Raw genomic sequence first — 20,249 nt, 5'->3', positions numbered from 1 at the left:
GCCCATGAGCGACCTTCGCGGCATCACTTGCTCGCTGCTGAAAGGATCATGCCATGAGCATCCTGCACAAAGCCCACAACGTCGCCCACGCCTTTGATCACGCCCTGAAACATGACGGCGCCGAAGGCGCGGTGGCCGGCGCCGTCGGGGTCGCCGGCAGCGCAGCGCTGGCGGTCGGCCTGGCTGGTCTGGCGCTGACGCCCGTCGGCTGGGCTCTGGCCGCCGGCCTCGGCGCTGCTGCTGGGGGCACGGGTCTGATCAAGAACATCGGACGCGCCCTGCGCTAGCCGCTTCGAAGCGTCGGTCGCCATGACGACCGGGATCTTCGTGCAATCCAATCGCCGCTTAACAAGAGAGGCTACACGATGGCAATCACCAAACCGATTATTGGCACCCCCGGCGACGACCGCTTGGTCGGTCGCGGCATCGGAGAGTTCATCGACGGCCAGGGAGGGCGCGACACGCTCGTCATGGCGCCTTCCGGCGCCAACGGTGCTCCCGGTCGCTGGATCATCGATCTCGACCGTGGCGCGGCGTATTCGCCGCCCCTGCCGGGCGTCTTCTCGGCCACTGGCTATGGCCTAACCTTCAAGAACATCGAGAATGCCGAAGGCACCGGCTTCAACGATCAGCTCTCCGGCTCGGCCGCCAGCAACATTCTCATGGGCCTCTGGGGCGCCGACATCATCGACGGACGAGGCGGGGACGATGTCATCATGGGTGGTTCGGGCGCCGACACCTTGATCGGCGGAACGGGCGCTGATGTGTTTCGATGGCTCGACGTTGTGGAAAGCCGCCAAGGCAGCGGCATCGACACGATCGTCGACTTCCAGAGAGGCGATCGCCTGGATGTCTCGGCGATCGACGCCAATACGCGCGTTGCCGGCAATCAGGCCTTCACCTTCATCAACACCCAATCGTTCCATAAGGTCGCCGGTGAACTTCGCCTCCATGGCGGTGGTTTTCAGGTCGACGTTAATGGCGATGGGGTCGCGGACATGGAGGTGCGCATGACAAGCGGCTACACGCTGCACGCCTCCGACTTCCTGCTTTAATCCTCCGCCACGACTATAGACAGCTGTATGCAGGTCGGTCGCCGACGGCGGCTGGTCAAGCGATCGGATCGTCAGGGCCCTCGCCGCGGTCATCCGCAGGGGCCTAGCTGACATCGCTCTCCGCGTCTGGCGAACCGCTAGTGGCGGCCGGCCTGACGATGGCGATGACCGGTTCAGAATCGAGGATCGGCGCCGGCGGCGCCAACCACCTCCGCGCCGCGCACACTCTTGAACGATAACGACGCGGCAGTTGACCGTGCACGACAACTATGACGTGCTTAAGGCGCTTTGGGGGGGAGCGTCCGCACGAGGGCTCGGGCTGCGGACGGTTGCGCCCAGCTGGGGGCGAGCAAATGAGCGACGAAAACAAGATCTTTAAAACCGTGCTGGACGATTGGGTCTATGCCGAACGCCACCTGATGGGGTCGTTCGACGCAGCGCTCCTGGAAAGCCACGCCTTCGCCCAGCTGGCGCGGGCGCTCAATTCCCGTCGGCTTGTCGCGGTCGTCGGTTCAGGCCTTTCGAATGGCTATGGACAGCCGACCTGGAACGAACTGCTGGCCAGCACAGCGCGGCTCGTCCGTCAGCGCCTCGAACAGAAGGACATCAAGGACCACATTGCTCGGCTGCGCCGTGAATTGGCCGGATCAGCCCCTCGCAGCCCGGCCTATGCGCAGGCGCGACGCGCCCTAGGCGATCTGGCCCCGATCTACGAGAGCTTCGTGACAATGGGCTTGGAGGGCCCGCTGCACAGGTTTGCCGGCGACCGGATGAGCGTGGCTTTCGAGGTGTGCGAGAACCTGCTGACAGCCTTGCGCATCCATGAACTGGAAAGCCAACGCAAACTGGTCAGCCATCGCCAGGAAGCCTTAAAGACCAAGCGTGAGCTGCGCGACCGGCTCAAGTGGCAACTCAAGGACGATCGCGGCCGAGCCGGCCTGCTCTACGAAAGGCTGCTGGCCGCGGCGACGGGCGCTGCGAAGGCGCAGCTTGAAATCATCGTCGGTCACTTGACCTTCCCAGACACCAAGGACGGACCGCCCTCAGCAAAGCAAGATCGCCTGGCGGCCTGGATCGGCCATCTCACCTATCGAAACGCCTCGCGCCAGGCTGCGCGGCGACGCCCTAAGCCACGGCAGAGCCCAGGCGGCGAGGCCACCGATGACGTCGTGGACGCCGTGGCGTTGCTGGTGGGGGAGTTGGCTGGATCGGGCGCGAGCACCCGCGAGCGCCTGGCCCAGTGGCTGACGCAAGGCGAGGGGGTCGAAAATCGCCACATGATCGAGGCCGCGTTCGCGTTGCTGTCGGAGCCGGAAATGGCTCACGTGGTCAAGCAGTTGATCGCCTCGGCCACCCTTAACGCCGACAGCGAGGCCGAGACGGGCCGAGGCGAGGGCTTAAGCCCCGAAGTGGTTCGCGCCATGACGCCGCTCTATCGTGATCCGTTGGCCGTGGTCCTCGACCACCTGCGCGTCAAACGCATTCTGACCACCAACTACGACGGCGAAATCGACCGGCTCCTGGCCGCGCGCGGCTACCGCGAAGTCGATGAGGCCGGCGCGAAGGCCACGACCCCAGAGACCCGACCGACAGAAACGGCGCCCTCGCGATCGCTGATGGTCGACAGCGCCTCGAGCCGGGCCGAGGTGCTGGCCTATGAGCCGGGGGCCGCAGCCTATCTCTTCGACTATGGCGCTGACACGCGCGAGTCGCGCATCCAAGCCTTGCATATCCACGGCCGAGCCCGGAGCCCCGACAGCTGGCTGGTGTTGAGCGAGCACGACTATCGCGAACGTTACGCGCGAGACGACGACCCGCGGGCGCGAGCCGATGACGCCATGCGGTTGCTGTTCACCGCCAATCCGCTGCTGTTCCTGGGCCTGGGCATGCGCGAGCCAGACATCTTGCGGCCGCTGCGCGCCTTTTCCGACAATGTTTCCCGACTTTGCGACCGCCCAGCCGTGGCGCTGCTGCCGCGACTGACCATGGATGGCGGCGAGCGCCAGACCCAGATCGACGCCCTCTCACGCTACGGCGTCTACTATCTCTTTTTCGGCGAAGGCGAACGGCGCGAGCCGCGCCAAGCAGGCGAAACAACCGCCAAGACCACGGTGGACCCGTTGCTCATGGCGCGCCTGCTCGCGCGTCAGGACATCAACTGGACCTTCCTGAGCAAAGCCGCCAAGGGCAGAGGTCGCTATCCGCGCATGAGCCCCGACGAACGAAAGCTGCTCAACGGCAAGATCTTGGCGGTCGAAGGCGGCAGCCACGGGTTGCCGGCCGTGCATATGGCCCAGGCCCATCTTTGGTGGATCGAGGAGCGTCTCTCGGGCAAGGCTCGCCATGGCGCCGCATCGACTGAAGACAAAACGCGACCGCGCCCTCCGGCCCCGGATGCGCGGGAGATGGAGGCCTTACGCCTTCTGAACCTGGGCGTTGGCCAGGTGCTGCAGACCACGTTCATGACCGCTTGGTTGCGGCGTATGACCGTGCATTGGAACGACTGGCGCAGTGACTGGGCCGAAGCCCCGCATCGGCGCGAGCCCGACGGCCGGGTCGAGCACGAGCTGGATGGCCATATCGAGGCGTCTCGCCATCGCACCTTGCTGCGCAACCTTGATCTTCAGGCCCGCCCCAACCCCGATCCCACCCGCCCCCACCGCGACGGGGGCTCACCGACCACCGACCGCTTCTTTGCGGGCGCCCCCTCGCCGGCGTTCCAAATCCTGCGCGCGGCGATGCATGAGCAGGTCGGGCATCCTGGCGATGGTCGGCGGCTGTTCTATCTGCTCAGCCGCCGGGGCACGGGACGCGGTCATGTCTTTTCCGCCATGCGCTCGCCCAGGCGTTTTGCTCATCTTTGCGACTGGCTGGCCCTCACGTCGCCCGACACCAGGGACCGTCGCGACGCGCCCAAAACGCGTCTAACGCCGGACGCCCAAGCCAAGGCCCACGCGGCTAACATCCACAGCGCCTTCTTCAATCTGGGTATGTCTCACGAGGTAATCTCGATCTTCGACCGGCTCGCCTCCTTCCTCGAGACGATCGCGGGTCGGGCATTGGAGAGCGAGGCGGAGAAAACCGCCTTTAACCGCGATTGCGAGAGTCTGCGGGGCGATCGGCTCGGCCGTATTCGTCACGCCATGCGCGCGCTCCACGATCACGCGCCGGCCCTGGACGCCGACAAGCCACCGCCGAACGGGGGACACCCTCGCGCGGTCGTCGTCATCAATCACCTCAGCGTTCTTTTCGAGCGCAGCGGCGAGCCCAAGAACGCCCAGGTGCGCCACCTCTACGAGGCTTTGATCGATCCAAGCTGTCATCAAGCCCCGATCGACTTCATCTTCATGCTCAACGAGCAGCATCTGCCGAAGGATCTGCGGGCCAAGGCCCGTGTGGATGGCGTGACGGCGGCGACGCAAATGCTCTGGCTCAAGCCCCGGGGCCTGCCGGAAGAAGCCGAGCGTCTGCTGCGCCAGCGTTTTCATGACGCTTTCGGAAGTCAGGTCCCATCGCCGACGCCGAGCCAGTGGCGCGATTTGGTCGCCCCGGCAGAGCCGCACGACGAGACGACCAACGCATTATCCGACACCACGCCATGCCCGCCGCCCCCGCGGATTTTCGTCCACTTCATGCAAGCCATGCGTCCCGTCACCCTGGCGGCGCGCTTTTTTCCGAGGGCGGCGATCGCTTTGGCTCACCTGTCAGGCGAGCCCGAGGGCAAGGTGCTTGTGCGGTTCGCCCCATCCACCGAGGGGAAGGCTGTCAGCCTCGGCTTTGGGACCAGCGCCGAGGTGCTGGCGTTCCAAAAGGAGATCCGCGCCGTCTTCGAAGAACGCCTGTCCACGCCGATCGACGCCGAGACCTGTCAGCATCTAGGCGTGACCTTCGCCAGCGACGATATCGAGAACATTATGCTTGCGGCGCTGCTGGTCTATCGCCCCGGCCGCAGCGGCGCGGAGACCGGCAATCTGGAGAAGGCCGCTACGGAGGTGGCTCAAGGGGTAACGCGGCTGATCCAGAGGCATCGCGCCTATTCCGAGGAGGAATACAAAAAGCTTGAAGGCAAGGCGCACTATCTGGAGACGATCGCGACGGCCGTCGGCCACAGCCGCTACGCCATGACCATCGTTTTGGCGGCGATCGACGATATGATCGCCCGGCGCATCCCAGGGCTGCCGCCCGCCCTGGTCGATCTGGCCGCCATTCGCGCGTTCGTCGAGCGCCTGGCCTTGGCGGCGAGTGGCAAGCAGCCTGATGTGCGCGAGGACATCGCCATCGCCCAGGTGCTGCAACTCTACCAGACCGACACCACCTCCAGCCTCGGCAACGCCTTGGGCGCCTGGCCTTTCGAGGCGCCCAAGAAGAAAGAAGACTCCAACGCCGACGGCGGTCCCGATGGCCTTTGGTCGCGTCTGAGCCGAGCGCCAGCGCCGATGGTGTTCGAGTTGCAGGAGAGGGTGCTGATCGCGCTCGCCCTGATCGGACAGCCGGTGGAAGCGGCCGTCCTGACTGGGGTCGGTCCCGTGGCCGAGTCGCTTCAGGCGCTGTGTGTGCGGGTCAAGGCGCAGACCCATGACGAGAAGATCAGGGTGCTGTCGGCGGTGCTGGACCTGCTGGTGCACAGGTGTCTGGTGTTTCGCATCGCCGCCAAGGGCGACGAGACCATCGCCAAGATCGCGCGACGCCATCGCTTCGCGACCCACAAGTCTGTGCGTCGCCATCTTTATCGCCAGCTCAACGCCCCGATCATCGACTATTCAGAGGTCGATCAACTGACGGTATCGCTCTACACCACCCAGCCGAGCGACCTGCCGCGGCCAACCGCCGAGGGCCATCGCCGCGTCCGCCATCTGATCGATCAGCTCTCGCGTTTTGAAAAGCCCGATGGCGCGCGCGCCCATGGCGCGGCCGACCCTTATCTCGACGCCCTTGCGGCCAAAACCCCGACCCCCGCCGTCCAAAACGAACAAAACCGCATTGCCCGCAGTCGCCTGCGCGCGGCTTATGGGGCGCTACGGTCGGTCTATTCGATCGCCGTGGTCTCACGGTTTAGCAGCTACGAAGATGAGGGTTTGGAGACGCCCGACGGCGGCTACTTCGAAAGCCATCGCCTGCGCGTGCGTTGGATGTTGCGCATGGCCAAGCACCTCGACAGGCCCCTCGCCAAGGAGGCCAAGGAGGCCAAGGAGGCCAAGGAGGCCAAGGAGGCCAAGGAGGCCAAGGAGGCCAAGGAGGTCCAGACTCCGGCGCCGGCGCCGGCGCCGGAGATTGCAGCGGACGGGGCGCCGGACGTTGCGACCGACGCCGACGAGCCGATCATCCCGACCTTCCATGCCGAGGAGTCTGTCTGGCTGTTCAATGAGTGTGGCGTGCTCAGCCTTGCCGAAGGCCGCATGAACGACGCCGCCGACCTTTTGTCTCAGGCCGGACGCTACGCACGCGAATTTGTTGAGGCCAGCGGCTGGGGTCCGCTGCTCGCGCGCATAGGCCTCAACAAGGCCGTGGTCGATATCCAGCGCGGCCAGTTGCGCGACGCTGAGGCGCTGCTGCAGCGGATCATCGCCGAGGACGATCATGAGACCCGTCCTCTACACCTGATTGCGCAGGGCTATCTGGCGCAGATCAGTGACCTTCGCGGCAATGCCGACACCGCCCACCAACAATATCACGCGGTGGTGCGAAACCTCCTGAAGATCGGACGCTATCGCGCCGCGGCGATCTTTGCGGTCCAGCACGCCGATTGCCTGCGCGGCCTGGGGTCGGACCGGGCCGAAGAGGCCATGGCGCTGGCGGTGAAGGGCGCCAACTATGCCGCCGAGGGCGGCCACGAGGACATTCGACAGATCGCTGAGCTGGCCAAGGTCTGGATCATCATCGCCGACGAGCGTCGTCGCTTCGACGTCGCCGCACGACGGGAGCTGGAAGATCGTCTCGATCGCATCCGCGACTATGCGCAGTTGATGGGCATGCCGCGCCTGACCTGCGCGGTGGCCCAGGCGCGCGGTGAGTTCTATCTGCGTCAGGGCGACTATCGGGTGGCCGCCGAGCTCGCTCAGTCGGCCCTGACCCTGGCCACGCGTCATGACATGGAGATGCGCAAGATCGCGGCCCTGACCCTCATGGGTTCGGCCATGCTGAAACTTGCCATGCCTGAAGCCAAGAGCTTGCTGATGCGCGCTCGGGAGCTGGCGTATCATGGCGAGTACACCGCCAGAGTCGGAGGCATCGAGGCGGCCTTGGCGCAGGCCAGCGGTCCCAGCTAAGACATCGGGCGCGGCCGCCTCTCTCCGGCCTGCGGTAACCTCCGCCGTTCAGCTGGAAGGCGCCGAACCAGCAGTTGCCGCATGACCTGGGCGCCGCGCGTGAGGACCGTGCATCGAAGCGCTCGTCGATCGCGCGGACAGGAACGCCCCAGCGCGATCCGAGCGGCTAAGCGCAGCGGTTGAATCTGAGCTCGAGTAGGTGAAGTTCAGCCCCGAGGATCGCCAGGCCGAAACCTTGCCGCGCGGCGTCAACTCCTCGTCCTGTCGATAGACGAGTGGGGCGGTGAGCTGCGGGTAAAGCGTAGGGTCCAGCGACTCACGACCAGCTTCGAGATAGCGAATGTAGCGATCGATCAAAACCTGCATCGTACGCATCATGGCGCCCCGCTCCAGATGATCCTGGGTTTGCCGCGCGCCGTGACGCGCCGCGGTCGCGCGGGCCTTCATCCGGTCAACCACGCTCGTATCGAAGCGCAGCGCCCCGCGCAGCGCATCCCAGGAGGCATTGCGCCGCCCCTGGTCACCATCCTCACCGAACGCATGGCGCAGGTTCTCGAGCGCCCGGTAGCAGAGAAAGTCAGCGAGGTCGGATCGCTGCTGGGCCAGCGCGAAGGCGGAGAGGGCCTCGGCCGCGTGCAGGTCGGCGCCCACCAGTGGCAGCAGCAGCTCGGTCAGATTTCCCCCGCGCGTCAGATCGCCAAGGTAGGGTCGTTCGGCGTCGAACACACAGACTAGACCATCGGACCGTCGCGCCGAAAAAATCTCCAGGCCATATGCGTTCCCGCTCAGAAACCCGTGCAGGTCGAGAACCCGTCGCGCCATGCCTGCCACGTCATTGCATAAGGTGGCGATCTCCCGCGCGCCCTCCAGGATCGTCACCGCTACGGTGACCTCGCCGTCGATGAACCTCAGATGGGCGTGCAGACTGACCAAGCCTGTCTGGTCCTTCCAGGTCATGTCGATCGGATTGAACGACAGGGCCGAGCCGGTCGGCAGCACGCGGCCGGAAAAAATCCAGTGTGGTTTGTGTTTCGACATCAGGCCTCCAACCCGGACGGTGCGAACAGGGCGGTAAATCCCGACCTTGCAAACAAGCTTAATCGCCGTGCGGCGCCTGCCGCGGGTACGCCCTCCAATCGTCAGCGCGGCCTGAAGGGCAACGCGCCTAGCGAGTAACTTGACTATCCAATCGCAACGGTAGCGCTATAGCGCGGGGTTCTGAGGGGCGCAGAATGAACGAGAAGACGCGCAACCACGGCTGGTCAGGGCGCCCCGGCGAGCCCTTGGATATCGTCGTCATCCTGGATGGGGCCGGAGCGGCGGGCCAAGCGCTGGTGGATTGGCTGCGGGAAAGCGGCGCCGTGGTGGTGGACCTGCCCGCCGCGCCGACGGCAGAGACGCGCTTGGCGGCGCCGACGCGCGACGCCCTTGAAGCCTGCGCCGGCGTCATCTTCGTCGTCGGCCCCCAGTCCCAGGGCGCGCCTGGCGCGGACCTGGCCTTCGTCTCCGCCCTGAAACGCCCGCATGTCCTTGTCGCGGTCGATACGCTCGCAACCCGCCTCTTGCGAGCCACCGACCTCGACGGCCCGGTCTTTGAGCTCACCAGCGAGACCCTTCTGAACAGCGCCCGGGCCATACAGAGCGTCCTCGTCCAAGGCGTCGAGCAATCGATCGACGATATTATCAGCCAGCTCGCCGATGGCGGCGTCGAGGCCCGTCTGCGGCTGGTGGAAGGCTTTATCGAGGGGCGGCGGAAAGGTAATTTCGCGCTGACGCGGCGCGTGGTCGACGAAATTCAATTTCGCTTCTCCGCACAGGCCGAGCGCACCGGCGCCTCGGCGGCGCGCGAGCCCAGCCAGCTGCCGGCCGTCCGCTCCTGGATGATGAGCCTGCTCATCTGGAGCGCGCGCGAGGCGGATATCGCCCGCACGGTGCTGCTTGATCATCTGGATCAGCAAATCGAACCCCAACCCTCCGTGCGGTTCTGGATCCTGGCGGGCCTGATCCAGACACGCCCTTCCTATCTTGACCTGGCGATCGCGCGCGTCGCGGATGACAAGGCGCCCGAGGTGCAGATGCTCCGGCGCGTTTTCGTCACCGGCGCATCCGCAAAACTGATCTACGACCTGCGCCGCTGGCTAAAATCGCGCGATTTCGAGGGCAAGGTCTGGCCGGTGCTTCGGACGCTGCGCATCCTTCCGATACCGCAACTGGCCCCCGACCTCGCCGTCCTCGTCGGCCAACATGACGAGCGCTCGCCGCTGGCTTATGACGCGCTCTACGCCCTCAGCCATCCGGGCATGATCCCGGCGGCCGCCAAGGCGCTCGCCGCGACCATGCCCTTACCGGTCCTGACCGAGCGGGTGTTGGAAATCCTGCGGGTCTCGGACCGAAACGCCGTACGACGCTTTGCCATGCTTCTGGGCGGCTTCCCGCGTACCGAAACCCGGCAGACTATTGCCCGCGTCGTACAGGATACGCCCTCCCTGCGGCCGTTGGCCCGAAGCGTCAACCGGCTGATCGATGAGGGGCTCGATGATGCGGGCCAGGCTGATGTTCGTAAGACGCCGGTGGCGGGTTATCGCGCCGACACCATCGGCGACCAGCGCGATGAGCTGAATATCCAAAAGGACGTCCATAGCCTGGTCGCGGTCATGCTGGCCCACTCGGTCATTCCACCATTGGCGATCGGCCTGTTCGGCGACTGGGGCTCGGGCAAGTCGTTCTTCATGCAGGCCATGAAGCGGGTCACGCGGACGCTGACCACGGAGGCGGCCTCAACCGCGAACTCCCCGTTCTGCAGTCGCGTCGTGACCATCGACTTCAATGCCTGGCACTATGTCGACGCTCATCTCCTGGCGAGCTTGGTGGCGCATATTCTCGAGAGCCTCGCCAAGTACGTCGCGCCCGACGACCCAGCCCTGAAACACGCCGAGCTGGTGGCGGGCCTGGCCAGCGCCCAGGCGACGCTCGAAGACCTCACCAAAGCGCAGACCGCAAGCGCTGAGAGTTTGAAAGATCAGCAGGGCAAGCTGCAGGCGGCGCAGCAGAAACGTCAACGGCAGGAACTCAAGCTGCTGGATCTGCGGCTAGCCGACTTCACGAGCGCCCTGGATGCAGAGCCGGATCTCAACGCCAAGATCAAGGACGCGCTCGATGCGCTGGGCGCGCCCGCCGCGCTGGCCAAGCTGCAAGATCTGGATAACGTCGTCACCGAAGCCAATTCCCTGGTCGGACGGGCCGGATCATTCGCGGTCAATCTGTGCAAGCCTGGATGGGGCTGGAAAGGGTGGCTGCTGCTTGGCGTGCTGCTCGTCTTGCCGTTCTTGGCCTGGGCGGCGTTGGCTAGGCTTCAGCAGCACCTTGTCGGCCTCTCTCTGATTGTCGCGCAGATCGGCGCGGTCGCCACCACCATCACGGTGGCCGTGCGCGGCGCGGCCGAGAAGGTCAAGACGGGACTGGCCAAGCTTGAAGCGGCCAAGCGGGCGGTCGATGAAAAGCTTCGCGCCCGCCGTGAGACGCCTTCCGACACCGAGCAAGCCCTCGAGGCCGAGGTCGCCCGGCTACGCGCCGAGGAGGATGCGGCCGCCGCCAAGGTTCGACTGGCGGCGGACCAGGTGCTGATCCTGGAGCGTCGCTTGGCGCAACTGCGCGAAGAGACCAGCCTCGAGCGGTTCTTGGCCGATCGTGTCGGTTCGGACGACTACCGTCGTCATCAGGGCCTGATCGCGATCATTCGCAAGGATTTCGAGACCCTCACCGAGCGCCTCAAGCGGCCCGATCCGACGACCGGGCAACAAAGCATCGAGCGGATCGTGCTCTATATCGACGACCTGGATCGCTGCGAGGCCGACAAGGTCAATGAGGTGCTACAGGCCGTCCATCTTCTCTTGGCCTATGATCTTTTCGTGGTCGTGGTCGGGGTCGACCCACGCTGGCTGTCCAAATCGGTGCGCAAGCAGTTCCCCGACCCCGGCGGTCAAGACGGCGCATCATCGGCCGAGACCTTGGAAGCCACACCCCAAGACTATCTGGAGAAGATTTTCCAGATTCCGTTCCGGATGCGGTCGATGAGCGAAGCAGGCTTTGCCCGTCTGATGCAAAATCTGCTTCCGCCCACGGACAATCAAACCGATGCCCCGCCGCCCGTCGGCGGCGGAAGGTCAGCAACCGCGTCCGGTCCCTCAAGACGCTCGCGGCTTGTTGCGCCAGAGATTGCCGAGGCGACCGGAGATGCTGTTCAGGCCCCGGATCCGGACCAGACCGCGCCGCCGATCGAGGTCGAAGCCCTGACCATCACCGCGGTGGAAAGCGAATATGCCGAGCGGCTCCATGGCTTCGTGCGCACGCCCCGGGCGGCCAAACGGTTCGCCAATCTCTACCGCTTGATGAAGGCGCCCATCCGCCTGGCCGACCTGGCCGATTTCGAGGGTGAGGGCGGGCAGAGCGGCGCGTTTCGGACCCCCATGCTCCTGTTAGCCATACTGACCGGAGAACCCTCGGCGGCGCTTGATCTCTTCGCCGTCTTCAGGGCTCGCCTGGCGGCCCGGCGCGACCCCTTCGCCGCGCCCTGGTTCGAGGGGCCCGCGACGGCAGCCCATGCCAGGCTGCAGAGCGCGCTGGACACAGCCATGCGCGAGGGTGATGTCAGCACAGACAGCGCAGCCCTGGCTCAATGGCTGCCTGAGGTCGAGCGCTTCTCCTTCGGCGCGGCAAGCACCACAATCATGGCTCCAGATCCTTCTACTTGAACCGACGCCGCCGAGCGCGTTCAAGGGCGCGCCGGGGTCGGAGCGAAGATGACAGCGATCCGCGTGACGATCAGGTCAAAAAGCGCCCGCCGACGCAACCGGCCCAGCCCAGCCTTGATCTGTGCGACGGCGGTCGACAACCAGCTGTAACGCGTTCCCTTCCAGAGGTTTTCAAAGCCTCGGACCACGACATAGAGCCCGGTCAAAAAGGGTAGAAGTTTCGAGATAGGCGGTGCTGTACCGACGTCGATCTCGCCGGCGGCCACTCTGGCGAGAGCGGTTCCGGCCAGCACTTCCACAGCGCCGTAGGAAATTGGCTCGCTGTTTTTCCAGCCGATGAGGAGAAGGCCGATAACGGGCGCCGCCCAAGCGAGCGGTTTGCGGTTTTCCAGCATCCAAGCCAGAACGACCGGCGCGAAAAGGGCAACGGGGATGCTGACGCCCACGGCGACTACGATCGCGATCAGGCCCAATGCCAGGGTCAACGCCTTGTAATAGCGGGCCCTATTCTGGATGTCTGGATCCACGACGACGCCGTTGCGCCCCTCCAGCTTCTGCGCCAGCTGCGCACTCGTGAGGGTGGTGATGTCCAGCCCTCGCGCTGCTCTTGCCAGTTGCCCATTGTCGGTGACCAGGGCCGCGTCGGGCTTGCGGAGAGCGACGTGTCGAAGAAGGTCGGCCTGCTCGTCGGAAAGCCGGTTTAGCGCATACCCCCGCCAAGCCGCTTCCCGCTTGATGAGCTTACGCGTCACGGCCATATCCAATGCCTGAGCGACTTTGCGTTCGGGTAGGTAAAGCCAGTGCTTGCGCTCGAAGAGTGAAACCGTGGTGCTGATCACGGCGATCGTCAGGCCGGGCGCCTGGGTTCCGACCAGTTCAAGCCGTGAGAAGATGGCGGTGGCGTCTAGATAGAAGCGCGTCGGCTCGCGAAGGTCGGGATCGGGCTCCGGCGGAGGATTTGGATCCTCGTCATCGTAAAAATCCACCATTCACCGTCTTTCAAGTTCACTCACGGCGACCTGACAAGGTGAAGCTTAAGCATTGCCTAACACGACAGTTGTGGTCATTTCCAACCACGACGTGTAGACTCTGTTCCGATATTGTTCCGGTCGTCGAAAGCGTCTCCATGGCCAAGCCCGAGCATCACCGCGCCGCCCGCGCCGAAGAGGCGCTTGCCATGCAACGGGCCGCAGGCGACACCAGCGCCATGGCCAACACGCTCGACCACCTGCCCGCTGGCAAGCAGCGCGAACTGGCCTTCGTCGTCGACATCCTCAAGGATCGGTTCGGCCAGGAGGTCGCCCAGCGTTCTGGGCAGCTGAACCAAGGCAAGATCCTCAAGATCATCCTGTTTGGCAGCTACGCGCGCGGCGACTGGGTCGAAGATCCGGTCGGGCGGTACTTCTCCGACTACGACCTCTTGGTGATCGTCGACCAGGAGAAGCTCGCCGACACATTGGAGTTCTGGAGCGGGGCCGAAGAGCAGCTCCTCGCCGAGCTCTCGGCCGGCCAACGCCTGCGCACCCCCGTCAATTTCATCGTCCATGACCTCAACGACGTCACCGACCAGCTCGCCCGCGGCCGCTACTTCTTCGTCGACATCCTGCGTGACGGCGTCACCCTGTTCGAGGAGCCAGGCCACGCGCTGCCGGAGCCGACCCCGCTCTCGGCGCGGGCGGCCCTCACCGGGAGCGAGGGTTACTATCAAGAGTGGTTCCAGAGCGCGACTGGCTTTCTCGACACTGCGCAATACGTGGCTAGTCAAGGAAGAGAAAAAGAAGCGGCATTCCAATTCCACCAAGCTGCCGAGCGCCTCTACTACTGCCTCCTGCTGGTCGTCTCGCTCTACGCCCCCAAGTCCCACAACCTCGTGCGCCTGCGCGCCCTAGCCGAGCCCCTCGACCCACGCCTGACCGAGGTCTGGCCCACCGAGACCAAGTTCCAAAAGCGCTGCTTCGAGCTCCTGCGCGCGGCCTATGTGAAGGCCCGCTACTCACCGCACTACAAGATCACCACCGAGGAACTCGACTGGATCCAGGCGCGCATCGAGGCCCTGCGCGCGCTCGTCCAGGAGCTCTGCGAAGCGCGCCTTGCCCAACTGAAGGAAGCTACCGACTAAGCCGTCCGTCCATCCCGCCCGAGACCTGCGTGTGAACGTCTGCGGACTGCCCGGTTCTGACCGGGGAGGCGTGAAGACACCAGGAGACGAGCCATGGACCCCGACATTCACGACGACCGCGACCCGATCGACGTCTTCGTCGGCGCGCGGGTGCGCGTGCTGCGCAAGATCCACGGGCTCACCCAACAAGCCCTGGCCGCGCAACTGGGCATCAGCTTCCAGCAGGTCCAGAAGTACGAGAAGGGCGCCAACCGCATCAGCGCGGCCATGCTCTACCGCATCGCGGCGCTGTTTGGCCTGGCGATCGGCGTGCTGTTCGAGGGACTGCCGGCGGATCTGGCCGCGCCGTTCGGCGCGCCTCCCGGCGACAGCACTACCCCAGGCCTGCGCGCCCTGCTGGAAGCGGCTGGCGGCGCCAGTTTGGCCGAGACCTTCCTGCGGATGCCGGTCGCGCTGCGCGAACCGCTTCTTGATATCGCCCGCGCCATGGCCCAAGCAGGCCCATCGCTGGCCGCCGTAGAGCTTCAGACCAAGCCCGCTGTGGCCAGCGGCCCAATATCGCCGCCACCGAGGCCACGATTGGCGGTCTCGGCCTCCTGAGCGCGCCAGAGCCGCGCGTAGAGGCCGCCGACGGCGAGCAGGGCAAGGTGATCGCCCCGCTCAACGATGCGACCGGCCTCGAGCACAAGGATCTCGTCGACGCCCGCCAGCGCCGCGAGCCTGTGGGTGACGATCAGGCAGGTGGCCTGGCGTGACAGCCCAACCATGCCCGCCCACACCGCTTGCTCGGTTTCAGGATCCAGGGCGGCGGTGGCTTCATCGAAGATCACCAACCGTGCGCCCTTCAACGCCGCGCGCGCGATCGCGACCCGTTGCTTCTCGCCACCGGACAGCTTGAGGCCTCGTTCGCCGACGCGGCTGTCGAGCCCGTCGGGCAAGCGGTCGAGCAGAGGGCCCAGACGCGCGGTTCGTGCGGCGGCCAGGATAGCGGCGCGGTCAGCGTCCTCGCGCGCCAGGGCGATGTTCTCGGCGATGGTGTCGTTGAGCAGGATGGTGTCCTGCGAAACCAGCGCCACCTGTTCGCGCACGTTCGCCAAGGACAGGTTCGCCAGCACCTCGCCGTCGAGCCTGATCGTTCCTGCGGTCGGTTCGAACAGGCGCAGCACCAGGCGCAACAGGGAGGACTTGCCCGCCCCTGAAGGGCCAACGATGGCCACCCGCGCGCCGGGCCGAACGGAAAAGTTGATCTTTGTCAGGATCGCCTTGCCGCCGACCTCGAAAGCGACGTTCTCGAAGGCCAGCGCCGCCGGCCCCGCGCCGCGTGTGTTTCCGACGCTGCTGTTGGTTGCAGCCATCGCCGCTTCGGCAGGGCGAGCGAGCAGATCAAACAGACGCTCCAGATAGGCTTGTCCCTGGCCGATGTCGCGCACGGCAAAGCCCAGCATCTCCAGGGGGCGAATGAGCTGGAGCACGTAGGTGTTGACCATGACGAAAGCGCCCAAGCTCATCGCACCGCCCGCGACGGCGAAGATGGCCAGGCCAAGCACACCGCCCAAAGCCAGCGCGAATACGCTGGCCACCGCCAGACCGTTTTGCAGCCGGCGATCAAACACCACGCGCCAACGCTGTTCGGCCGCACTCAAGAGCGCGTCATGACGCCGGACGTAACGGTCCTCGGCCTGATAGGTCTTGATGGCCTCAATGTTCATCAAGCCGTCGGCTGTGACGCCGCCGACATCGATCTGCGCCGCTGAGACGCCGCGCGCGGCGGCCTGAATCCGTGACACGCTCCAGGCAAAGACCGCCGCATAGGCCAAGAGCGCGGCCAACAGCGCCAAGCCCAGCGCAGGGCCCAGCACCACCGCCAGGACGCCGCCCACGACGAAGATCTGGACGAGCATCGGCGCGATCGAAATCACCAGGTGGGTCAGGATCAGTCTGGCGCCGGCGACGCCTTCGGCCAGCGTCTGGGAAAAGCCGCCCGACTTGCCGTCGAGATGGACCCCCAGGGGAAGGGCGAGGATATGAGCGAAGGCTCGGTTGTTGAGCCGGCGGATTAGCCGCTGTTCGCCCGTGGCGTAGGCCAGGGCCTGGACCTGCTCGCACAGACGCTGAAAGAGCAGGGCGCCGACATAGGCCGATAGCGCCAGCAGAGCAGGGCGCATGCCGATCGCAACCTGCCCACCCGCCGTCTTGGCCAAGTCGTCGACGAGCGTCTTGAGGGCGAGGGGCGCAAGGCTCGCGGCCAGGCTGCCCAGGCACACGATCAGCAGGGCCAGGCCCAGCCACAGCACGACGACGGTGTCGACCAGGCGCGGCGCCCATTTCAGGCCCAGAGCCAGCCGGGTCCGCCAAGCGCTCACCGATGGGGCGAAGGGCCGGGTCATGCCGGTAGGCTAGTGGTCGGCGTCGGCGGTGACGACGATTATAATCTGATTATCAGCGCGGCGACTTGGTTCATCCGCCGTCAGACTACCCTCAGGCGAAATCGCAGCGAGCAATATTGCCTATAAGTTGTATTTCTCGTACACTTAGCCATTGCGCGTGCGGGTGGCTTAAGGACAAGCGATGACCCGATTCCTTATTTCTCGGGAGATCGCGGGTAAGTCGGCGACCGCGTTCGAGCATCTTCGGCACTTGGCCTTGGAAGGTGAGCTACCGCTGGGGCGGCGCCTATCACCGCAAGATCTGGCCAGCTACTTCGGCGTGAGCGCCTCGCCCGTCCGCGACGCGCTCATGCGCCTTTCGGTCGAAGGCCTCATCGACTGGAAAGCCAGTCAGGGTTTCTTCAGCAAACCTTTCGAGGTGGAAGAGCAGCGCCAGTTGCACGAAGCGCTGCTGGTGCTCATCGGCGCGGCGCTCGATCGTCTCGCGCCGGCGCCGCCAGCCGACCTTCTGATCCGTCTGACCGCGATCGAGGCGTCCACGTCCATGACCGCGACGATGCTTGAGGATCACCTCAAGGCCATGACGGCCGCAGCCGGCAATCAGGTGATGGCCCAGATGGCCTGGGGTCTCATCGACCGCACGCACCTGCCCCGCAAACTCGACCTGCAGGCCACCCCAGGCGCGGGCTTGGCCGAGGGACTGCAGGCGATCGCGCGCACGCTGCTGCGAGGGGACGCTGATCAGGCGCGCGTGGTCGCCGCACGCCTGATCGCCAATCGCATCGAGCGATTACCGTCGCTGGTGGATCAGGCCAACGCCAAGGGCCTGCGCGCTAGGCTGTTCTAGCGTCGCGCGTCAGCTACGCAGCCGGCGCGCTAGCCTGCTGCAGCATCGCCACCAGGGTCGGCGTAAGGCGGCCCCGCCGCTTGTGATAAGCTCCGATAGCCCGATCGAGCGCGCCATAGGCGCCTTGCTCCAGCAAGGTACGCAGGGTTGCGAACTCGCCGTCCAGGTCTGGTATCAGCTGCGGTTCGAGCCGGCGCGCAACGCGCAGGCGTTCGGTTACCAGCACGATCGCACGCGCGTATTCGATATTGCCGGCCACGCCAATGGCGGCGAACAACTGCTCGGTCTCTCTAAGAACTGACGGACCGCCTGATCCATTCCATGACGCAACTTCCGGCGCGCGGAGTGCAAGATGCGGCGCCTGCGTCGACGCCAGTTTCAGGGCGTGGCTCAAGAGGCCCCGTGAAAGATCATAGAGCGCTCGCAGGCTGCTTTCGGTCACCAACGGCGCCATAAACCCTTCATTCGATCGTGCTTCGATGAAGCCTTCGCCGACGAGGCGGGCGAGCGCCGCGCGAACGGGCGTGATGCTCCAGAAATAGTGCTGGGCGAGTATGGCCGCGTCCAAACGCTCGCCTGGACGATAGGCCCCCTCAAGCAGCTGAGCCTTGATCGCGTCATACGCTTGGTCGCTGATCGAAAACCGTCCCACCACGTCTAACGCTCCCGCCTTGACCGAGCTCGCGAATAGGACATCGTTCCACAGTGTTGTGTGCGTGGTCGCCCGGTCGCCAAGCCCCAGACTTCTCCAGTCGCTCCTTACAGCTTCACTCAGGCACGGTTGCGCGTGAAGCAATATATTTGATAATATATTTCGAGTGTAATGTTGGATTCACGACGTCATTTTCTGTACGATCGCTCAATAAACACGACGCTATCACCTTGACGACTTGCTCGATTGCTAAAAGGAATTCCTGACACTGCCAGTGTCATTGTCGATCTCCAGTCCACAGGAAGGGATTGATCGTCGGAATGGCGGTGTGGTCACCTGAGGCGGGAGCCCGTCTCTGACTCTTCTTTGACCTTGGGAAGGTCCGGTTGTTGGCCCCTTAGACGATGAGCCGGCCCGGATTGGGTTTGAGCGTACGCTCGAAGAGCGTCTCTTCGAGATCCTTAGCTTCAATCCATAAGGCGCTGTCGAGCAGATAGTAGGCTTGGCAAAGCGAGACGACCTTTGAACCATCCCCTAGCCGGAGAGGGGCTAAGAGTTTGGCGAAGCCCTAGTAGAGCGTCTTCGTAAAGCCTGAAAGCAGGACGCCACGTGCCGCCTGCCCAGTTCGTCGCCTCGGCTCTGGAACCTTGACCATAGGCGCGCGCTATATCGCCATGACCGACCTCAACAGCGCCAGCTTCGCCGACTTCGCCGCGGCAGGCTTTGATCCCATGCTCGCGCGTGAGCTGGGGTTCTGGCGGCCGTATCGGTCGTGGGAACAGTTGCTGCTGGTCGGGGGCATGGACGAGCAGGGGCTCGATCGGCTCAGGGTGCAGGGCTTCGAGATCGTCCCGCCTGACGACCGGATCCTGGCCGCGCCCAAGCTGTTCAAGCTTTCGGTCGCGGCAGCCTAGTTCGAGGCCGTCACCGACCATTCGACGACGGGTTCGCACACGGGCCTGGCGAGCGCCTCGCGGCGCCATAGCCGCTCGGCAAGGAACACCGCCGATGTCGTGGAAAGACACGATCGCCAATTGCTTCGAACCCGAAGCCGCCGGCTTTGGTCATCATTGGATACAGGCGGCCGCCGCCAAGGCGATGATTGCGACCGCCAAGGTCCAGGGCGCGACCTTCGAGGAGCTGGAACGGGAAATCGTCTGGTTCTGCTACTGCAAGGTCAAGGCGCCCGGCCAGTTGCAGGACCATATCGCCATCCAGGTCGCCCAAGCCCACCGGCTTTGGTCGCCGGCCTGATCCGTCCGTCGGACTGACCCGCTCTCAAGTTCCAAGCGCGACGCTGCTGGTGCGTCTCGCCATCCATCGCCTTCACACTCAAGCGGCACGACCATGACCGTCAAGCTGCCGCTCTCGATCCCGGTCGATCCGATCGCCGCGCCAGCCGAGGCGGTCGCGCCGTAGCCGGGTCTCGGCTCCGACGCGGAGCGCCTCGCGGCGAGCCTCAAGCCGAGGCGGGGCTTTCGCCGCCCTCGGGCGCCTTGGCCCCGTCAAGCTTTCGCGCCATCGCCGCCGAAACATTGTCCGCCGCCTTGCGGACGCCTTCGTACAGACGCTCGTCCAGTTCATTCATGCGTCGGGTGAACGCCGACTCCGGGCCGATGCTGTCGTTGATCCTGCGCCCCAGGGCGCTCAGCTCGTCCTGCAGGCGCCGGCCGACCGCGTCGAAATCGCCCTGGGCTTGGGCGCCTTCGCCCAGGCTCACGCGCACCGCCTTGGCGATATAGCCCGACCGGGTCATGCCGCCGGCCTCGGCGGCCGCGTCCAGGCGCTGCACCAGTCGCTCGCCCAGCGAGATGTTGACCCGAATAGGTTGGTCGTCGACCGTCACATCGACGGGGATCGGCATGATCCCGGCTTGGGGCGGGATCTGCTCGATCGACGTCGCCGCCGGCCAGGCCTCGCCCGCCGCCTCGAAAGCCTCCAGCCGCTGCACCAGGTTCTGCCGGGCATTGGTCAAGAGTTCGGCCAAGCCGCCGCCGCTGACGGTGCAGTCGGGCAGGTCATGGAAGTGGGCCCTGTAGCCGTCGGCCTGACCGCCGGAAACGAGCGCGACGTAGATGACCGTGGTCATGATCTCATCCTTCCACAGAAGCCCCTTCGAGAAGATTGTGTAGTTTTGCGCAATTTCAAGGGGCGGATGGAACGGGCGGGGTC

At 65.1% G+C, this 20,249-nt stretch carries 14 protein-coding genes; 9 read left to right on the top strand and 5 right to left on the bottom strand.

What is annotated here, in order from left to right:
* Nucleotides 1–53: 53 nt before the first annotated feature.
* The 3 genes from AC1RRR_RS08145 (at nt 54) to AC1RRR_RS08135 (ending at nt 7,321) form a co-directional block, all read left to right on the top strand.
* Complete coding sequence (locus AC1RRR_RS08145; RefSeq protein WP_492812069.1) at nt 54–287, top strand: hypothetical protein; 234 nt, start codon at nt 54–56, stop codon at nt 285–287.
* A 78-nt stretch (nt 288–365) separates the two neighbouring features.
* Nucleotides 366–1,055, top strand: coding sequence for a calcium-binding protein (locus tag AC1RRR_RS08140; protein ID WP_492812067.1), 690 nt, complete (start codon nt 366–368; stop codon nt 1,053–1,055).
* 353 nt (nt 1,056–1,408) lie between these two features.
* Complete coding sequence (locus tag AC1RRR_RS08135) at nt 1,409–7,321, top strand: SIR2 family protein (RefSeq protein WP_492812065.1); 5,913 nt, start codon at nt 1,409–1,411, stop codon at nt 7,319–7,321.
* Nucleotides 7,322–7,369: 48 nt separating this feature from the next.
* On the opposite strand, the gene AC1RRR_RS08130 is transcribed toward AC1RRR_RS08135, so the two are convergent.
* Nucleotides 7,370–8,359, bottom strand: a complete 990-nt coding sequence (locus AC1RRR_RS08130) for a DUF8168 domain-containing protein (protein WP_492812063.1) — start codon at nt 8,357–8,359, stop codon at nt 7,370–7,372.
* A 194-nt stretch (nt 8,360–8,553) separates the two neighbouring features.
* Between AC1RRR_RS08130 and AC1RRR_RS08125 the strand changes: the two genes are divergently transcribed.
* Nucleotides 8,554–12,072: a P-loop NTPase fold protein gene (locus tag AC1RRR_RS08125; RefSeq protein WP_492812061.1), complete on the top strand. Its 3,519-nt coding sequence runs from the start codon at nt 8,554–8,556 to the stop codon at nt 12,070–12,072.
* Nucleotides 12,073–12,092: 20 nt separating this feature from the next.
* Here the strand turns inward: AC1RRR_RS08125 and AC1RRR_RS08120 are convergent, their stop codons facing one another.
* Nucleotides 12,093–13,061: a hypothetical protein gene (locus tag AC1RRR_RS08120; protein ID WP_492812059.1), complete on the bottom strand. Its 969-nt coding sequence runs from the start codon at nt 13,059–13,061 to the stop codon at nt 12,093–12,095.
* A 137-nt stretch (nt 13,062–13,198) separates the two neighbouring features.
* Between AC1RRR_RS08120 and AC1RRR_RS08115 the strand changes: the two genes are divergently transcribed.
* The gene (locus tag AC1RRR_RS08115) at nt 13,199–14,191 is read left to right on the top strand and encodes a HEPN domain-containing protein (RefSeq protein WP_492812057.1); all 993 of its coding nucleotides are present in this window, start codon (nt 13,199–13,201) and stop codon (nt 14,189–14,191) included.
* Between the two features lie 93 nt (nt 14,192–14,284).
* Nucleotides 14,285–14,791, top strand: coding sequence for a helix-turn-helix domain-containing protein (locus tag AC1RRR_RS08110; RefSeq protein WP_492812055.1), 507 nt, complete (start codon nt 14,285–14,287; stop codon nt 14,789–14,791).
* On the opposite strand, the gene AC1RRR_RS08105 is transcribed toward AC1RRR_RS08110, so the two are convergent.
* Nucleotides 14,716–16,578 carry an ATP-binding cassette domain-containing protein gene (locus AC1RRR_RS08105; RefSeq protein ID WP_492812053.1) on the bottom strand — a complete coding sequence of 621 codons (1,863 nt, stop codon included), beginning with the start codon at nt 16,576–16,578 and terminating at the stop codon, nt 14,716–14,718. The genes AC1RRR_RS08110 and AC1RRR_RS08105 overlap by 76 nt on opposite strands.
* A 181-nt stretch (nt 16,579–16,759) precedes the next feature.
* Here AC1RRR_RS08105 and AC1RRR_RS08100 point away from each other — a divergent pair, with 181 nt between their 5' ends.
* Entirely contained in the window at nt 16,760–17,425 is a 666-nt protein-coding gene (locus tag AC1RRR_RS08100; RefSeq protein WP_492812051.1) for a GntR family transcriptional regulator, read from the top strand.
* Between the two features lie 13 nt (nt 17,426–17,438).
* Here the strand turns inward: AC1RRR_RS08100 and AC1RRR_RS08095 are convergent, their stop codons facing one another.
* Nucleotides 17,439–18,080, bottom strand: a complete 642-nt coding sequence (locus tag AC1RRR_RS08095) for a GntR family transcriptional regulator (protein ID WP_492812049.1) — start codon at nt 18,078–18,080, stop codon at nt 17,439–17,441.
* Nucleotides 18,081–18,724: 644 nt separating this feature from the next.
* Between AC1RRR_RS08095 and AC1RRR_RS08090 the strand changes: the two genes are divergently transcribed.
* Nucleotides 18,725–18,991 carry a hypothetical protein gene (locus tag AC1RRR_RS08090; RefSeq protein ID WP_492812047.1) on the top strand — a complete coding sequence of 89 codons (267 nt, stop codon included), beginning with the start codon at nt 18,725–18,727 and terminating at the stop codon, nt 18,989–18,991.
* A 94-nt stretch (nt 18,992–19,085) separates the two neighbouring features.
* Entirely contained in the window at nt 19,086–19,331 is a 246-nt protein-coding gene (locus tag AC1RRR_RS08085; protein ID WP_492812045.1) for a hypothetical protein, read from the top strand.
* Nucleotides 19,332–19,536: 205 nt separating this feature from the next.
* Here the strand turns inward: AC1RRR_RS08085 and AC1RRR_RS08080 are convergent, their stop codons facing one another.
* Nucleotides 19,537–20,166: a type II toxin-antitoxin system HicB family antitoxin gene (locus AC1RRR_RS08080; protein ID WP_492812043.1), complete on the bottom strand. Its 630-nt coding sequence runs from the start codon at nt 20,164–20,166 to the stop codon at nt 19,537–19,539.
* Between the last annotated feature and the right edge of the window lie 83 nt (nt 20,167–20,249).

It is taken from the genome of Caulobacter sp. GW821-FHT12D05 (genome assembly GCF_058807295.1).
The sequence above is the reverse complement of the archived record's forward strand: the minus strand, read 5'-3'. Positions and strand labels throughout refer to the sequence as shown.

Coding starts and splice junctions, on each gene's coding strand:
- AC1RRR_RS08110 (WP_492812055.1), top strand. CDS start 14,285: ATGGACCCCGACATTCACGACGACCGCGACCCGATCGACGTCTTCGTC.
- AC1RRR_RS08080 (WP_492812043.1), bottom strand. CDS start 20,166: ATGACCACGGTCATCTACGTCGCGCTCGTTTCCGGCGGTCAGGCCGAC.
- AC1RRR_RS08145 (WP_492812069.1), top strand. CDS start 54: ATGAGCATCCTGCACAAAGCCCACAACGTCGCCCACGCCTTTGATCAC.
- AC1RRR_RS08125 (WP_492812061.1), top strand. CDS start 8,554: ATGAACGAGAAGACGCGCAACCACGGCTGGTCAGGGCGCCCCGGCGAG.
- AC1RRR_RS08105 (WP_492812053.1), bottom strand. CDS start 16,578: ATGACCCGGCCCTTCGCCCCATCGGTGAGCGCTTGGCGGACCCGGCTG.
- AC1RRR_RS08120 (WP_492812059.1), bottom strand. CDS start 13,061: ATGGTGGATTTTTACGATGACGAGGATCCAAATCCTCCGCCGGAGCCC.
- AC1RRR_RS08130 (WP_492812063.1), bottom strand. CDS start 8,359: ATGTCGAAACACAAACCACACTGGATTTTTTCCGGCCGCGTGCTGCCG.
- AC1RRR_RS08085 (WP_492812045.1), top strand. CDS start 19,086: ATGTCGTGGAAAGACACGATCGCCAATTGCTTCGAACCCGAAGCCGCC.
- AC1RRR_RS08100 (WP_492812051.1), top strand. CDS start 16,760: ATGACCCGATTCCTTATTTCTCGGGAGATCGCGGGTAAGTCGGCGACC.
- AC1RRR_RS08135 (WP_492812065.1), top strand. CDS start 1,409: ATGAGCGACGAAAACAAGATCTTTAAAACCGTGCTGGACGATTGGGTC.
- AC1RRR_RS08140 (WP_492812067.1), top strand. CDS start 366: ATGGCAATCACCAAACCGATTATTGGCACCCCCGGCGACGACCGCTTG.
- AC1RRR_RS08115 (WP_492812057.1), top strand. CDS start 13,199: ATGGCCAAGCCCGAGCATCACCGCGCCGCCCGCGCCGAAGAGGCGCTT.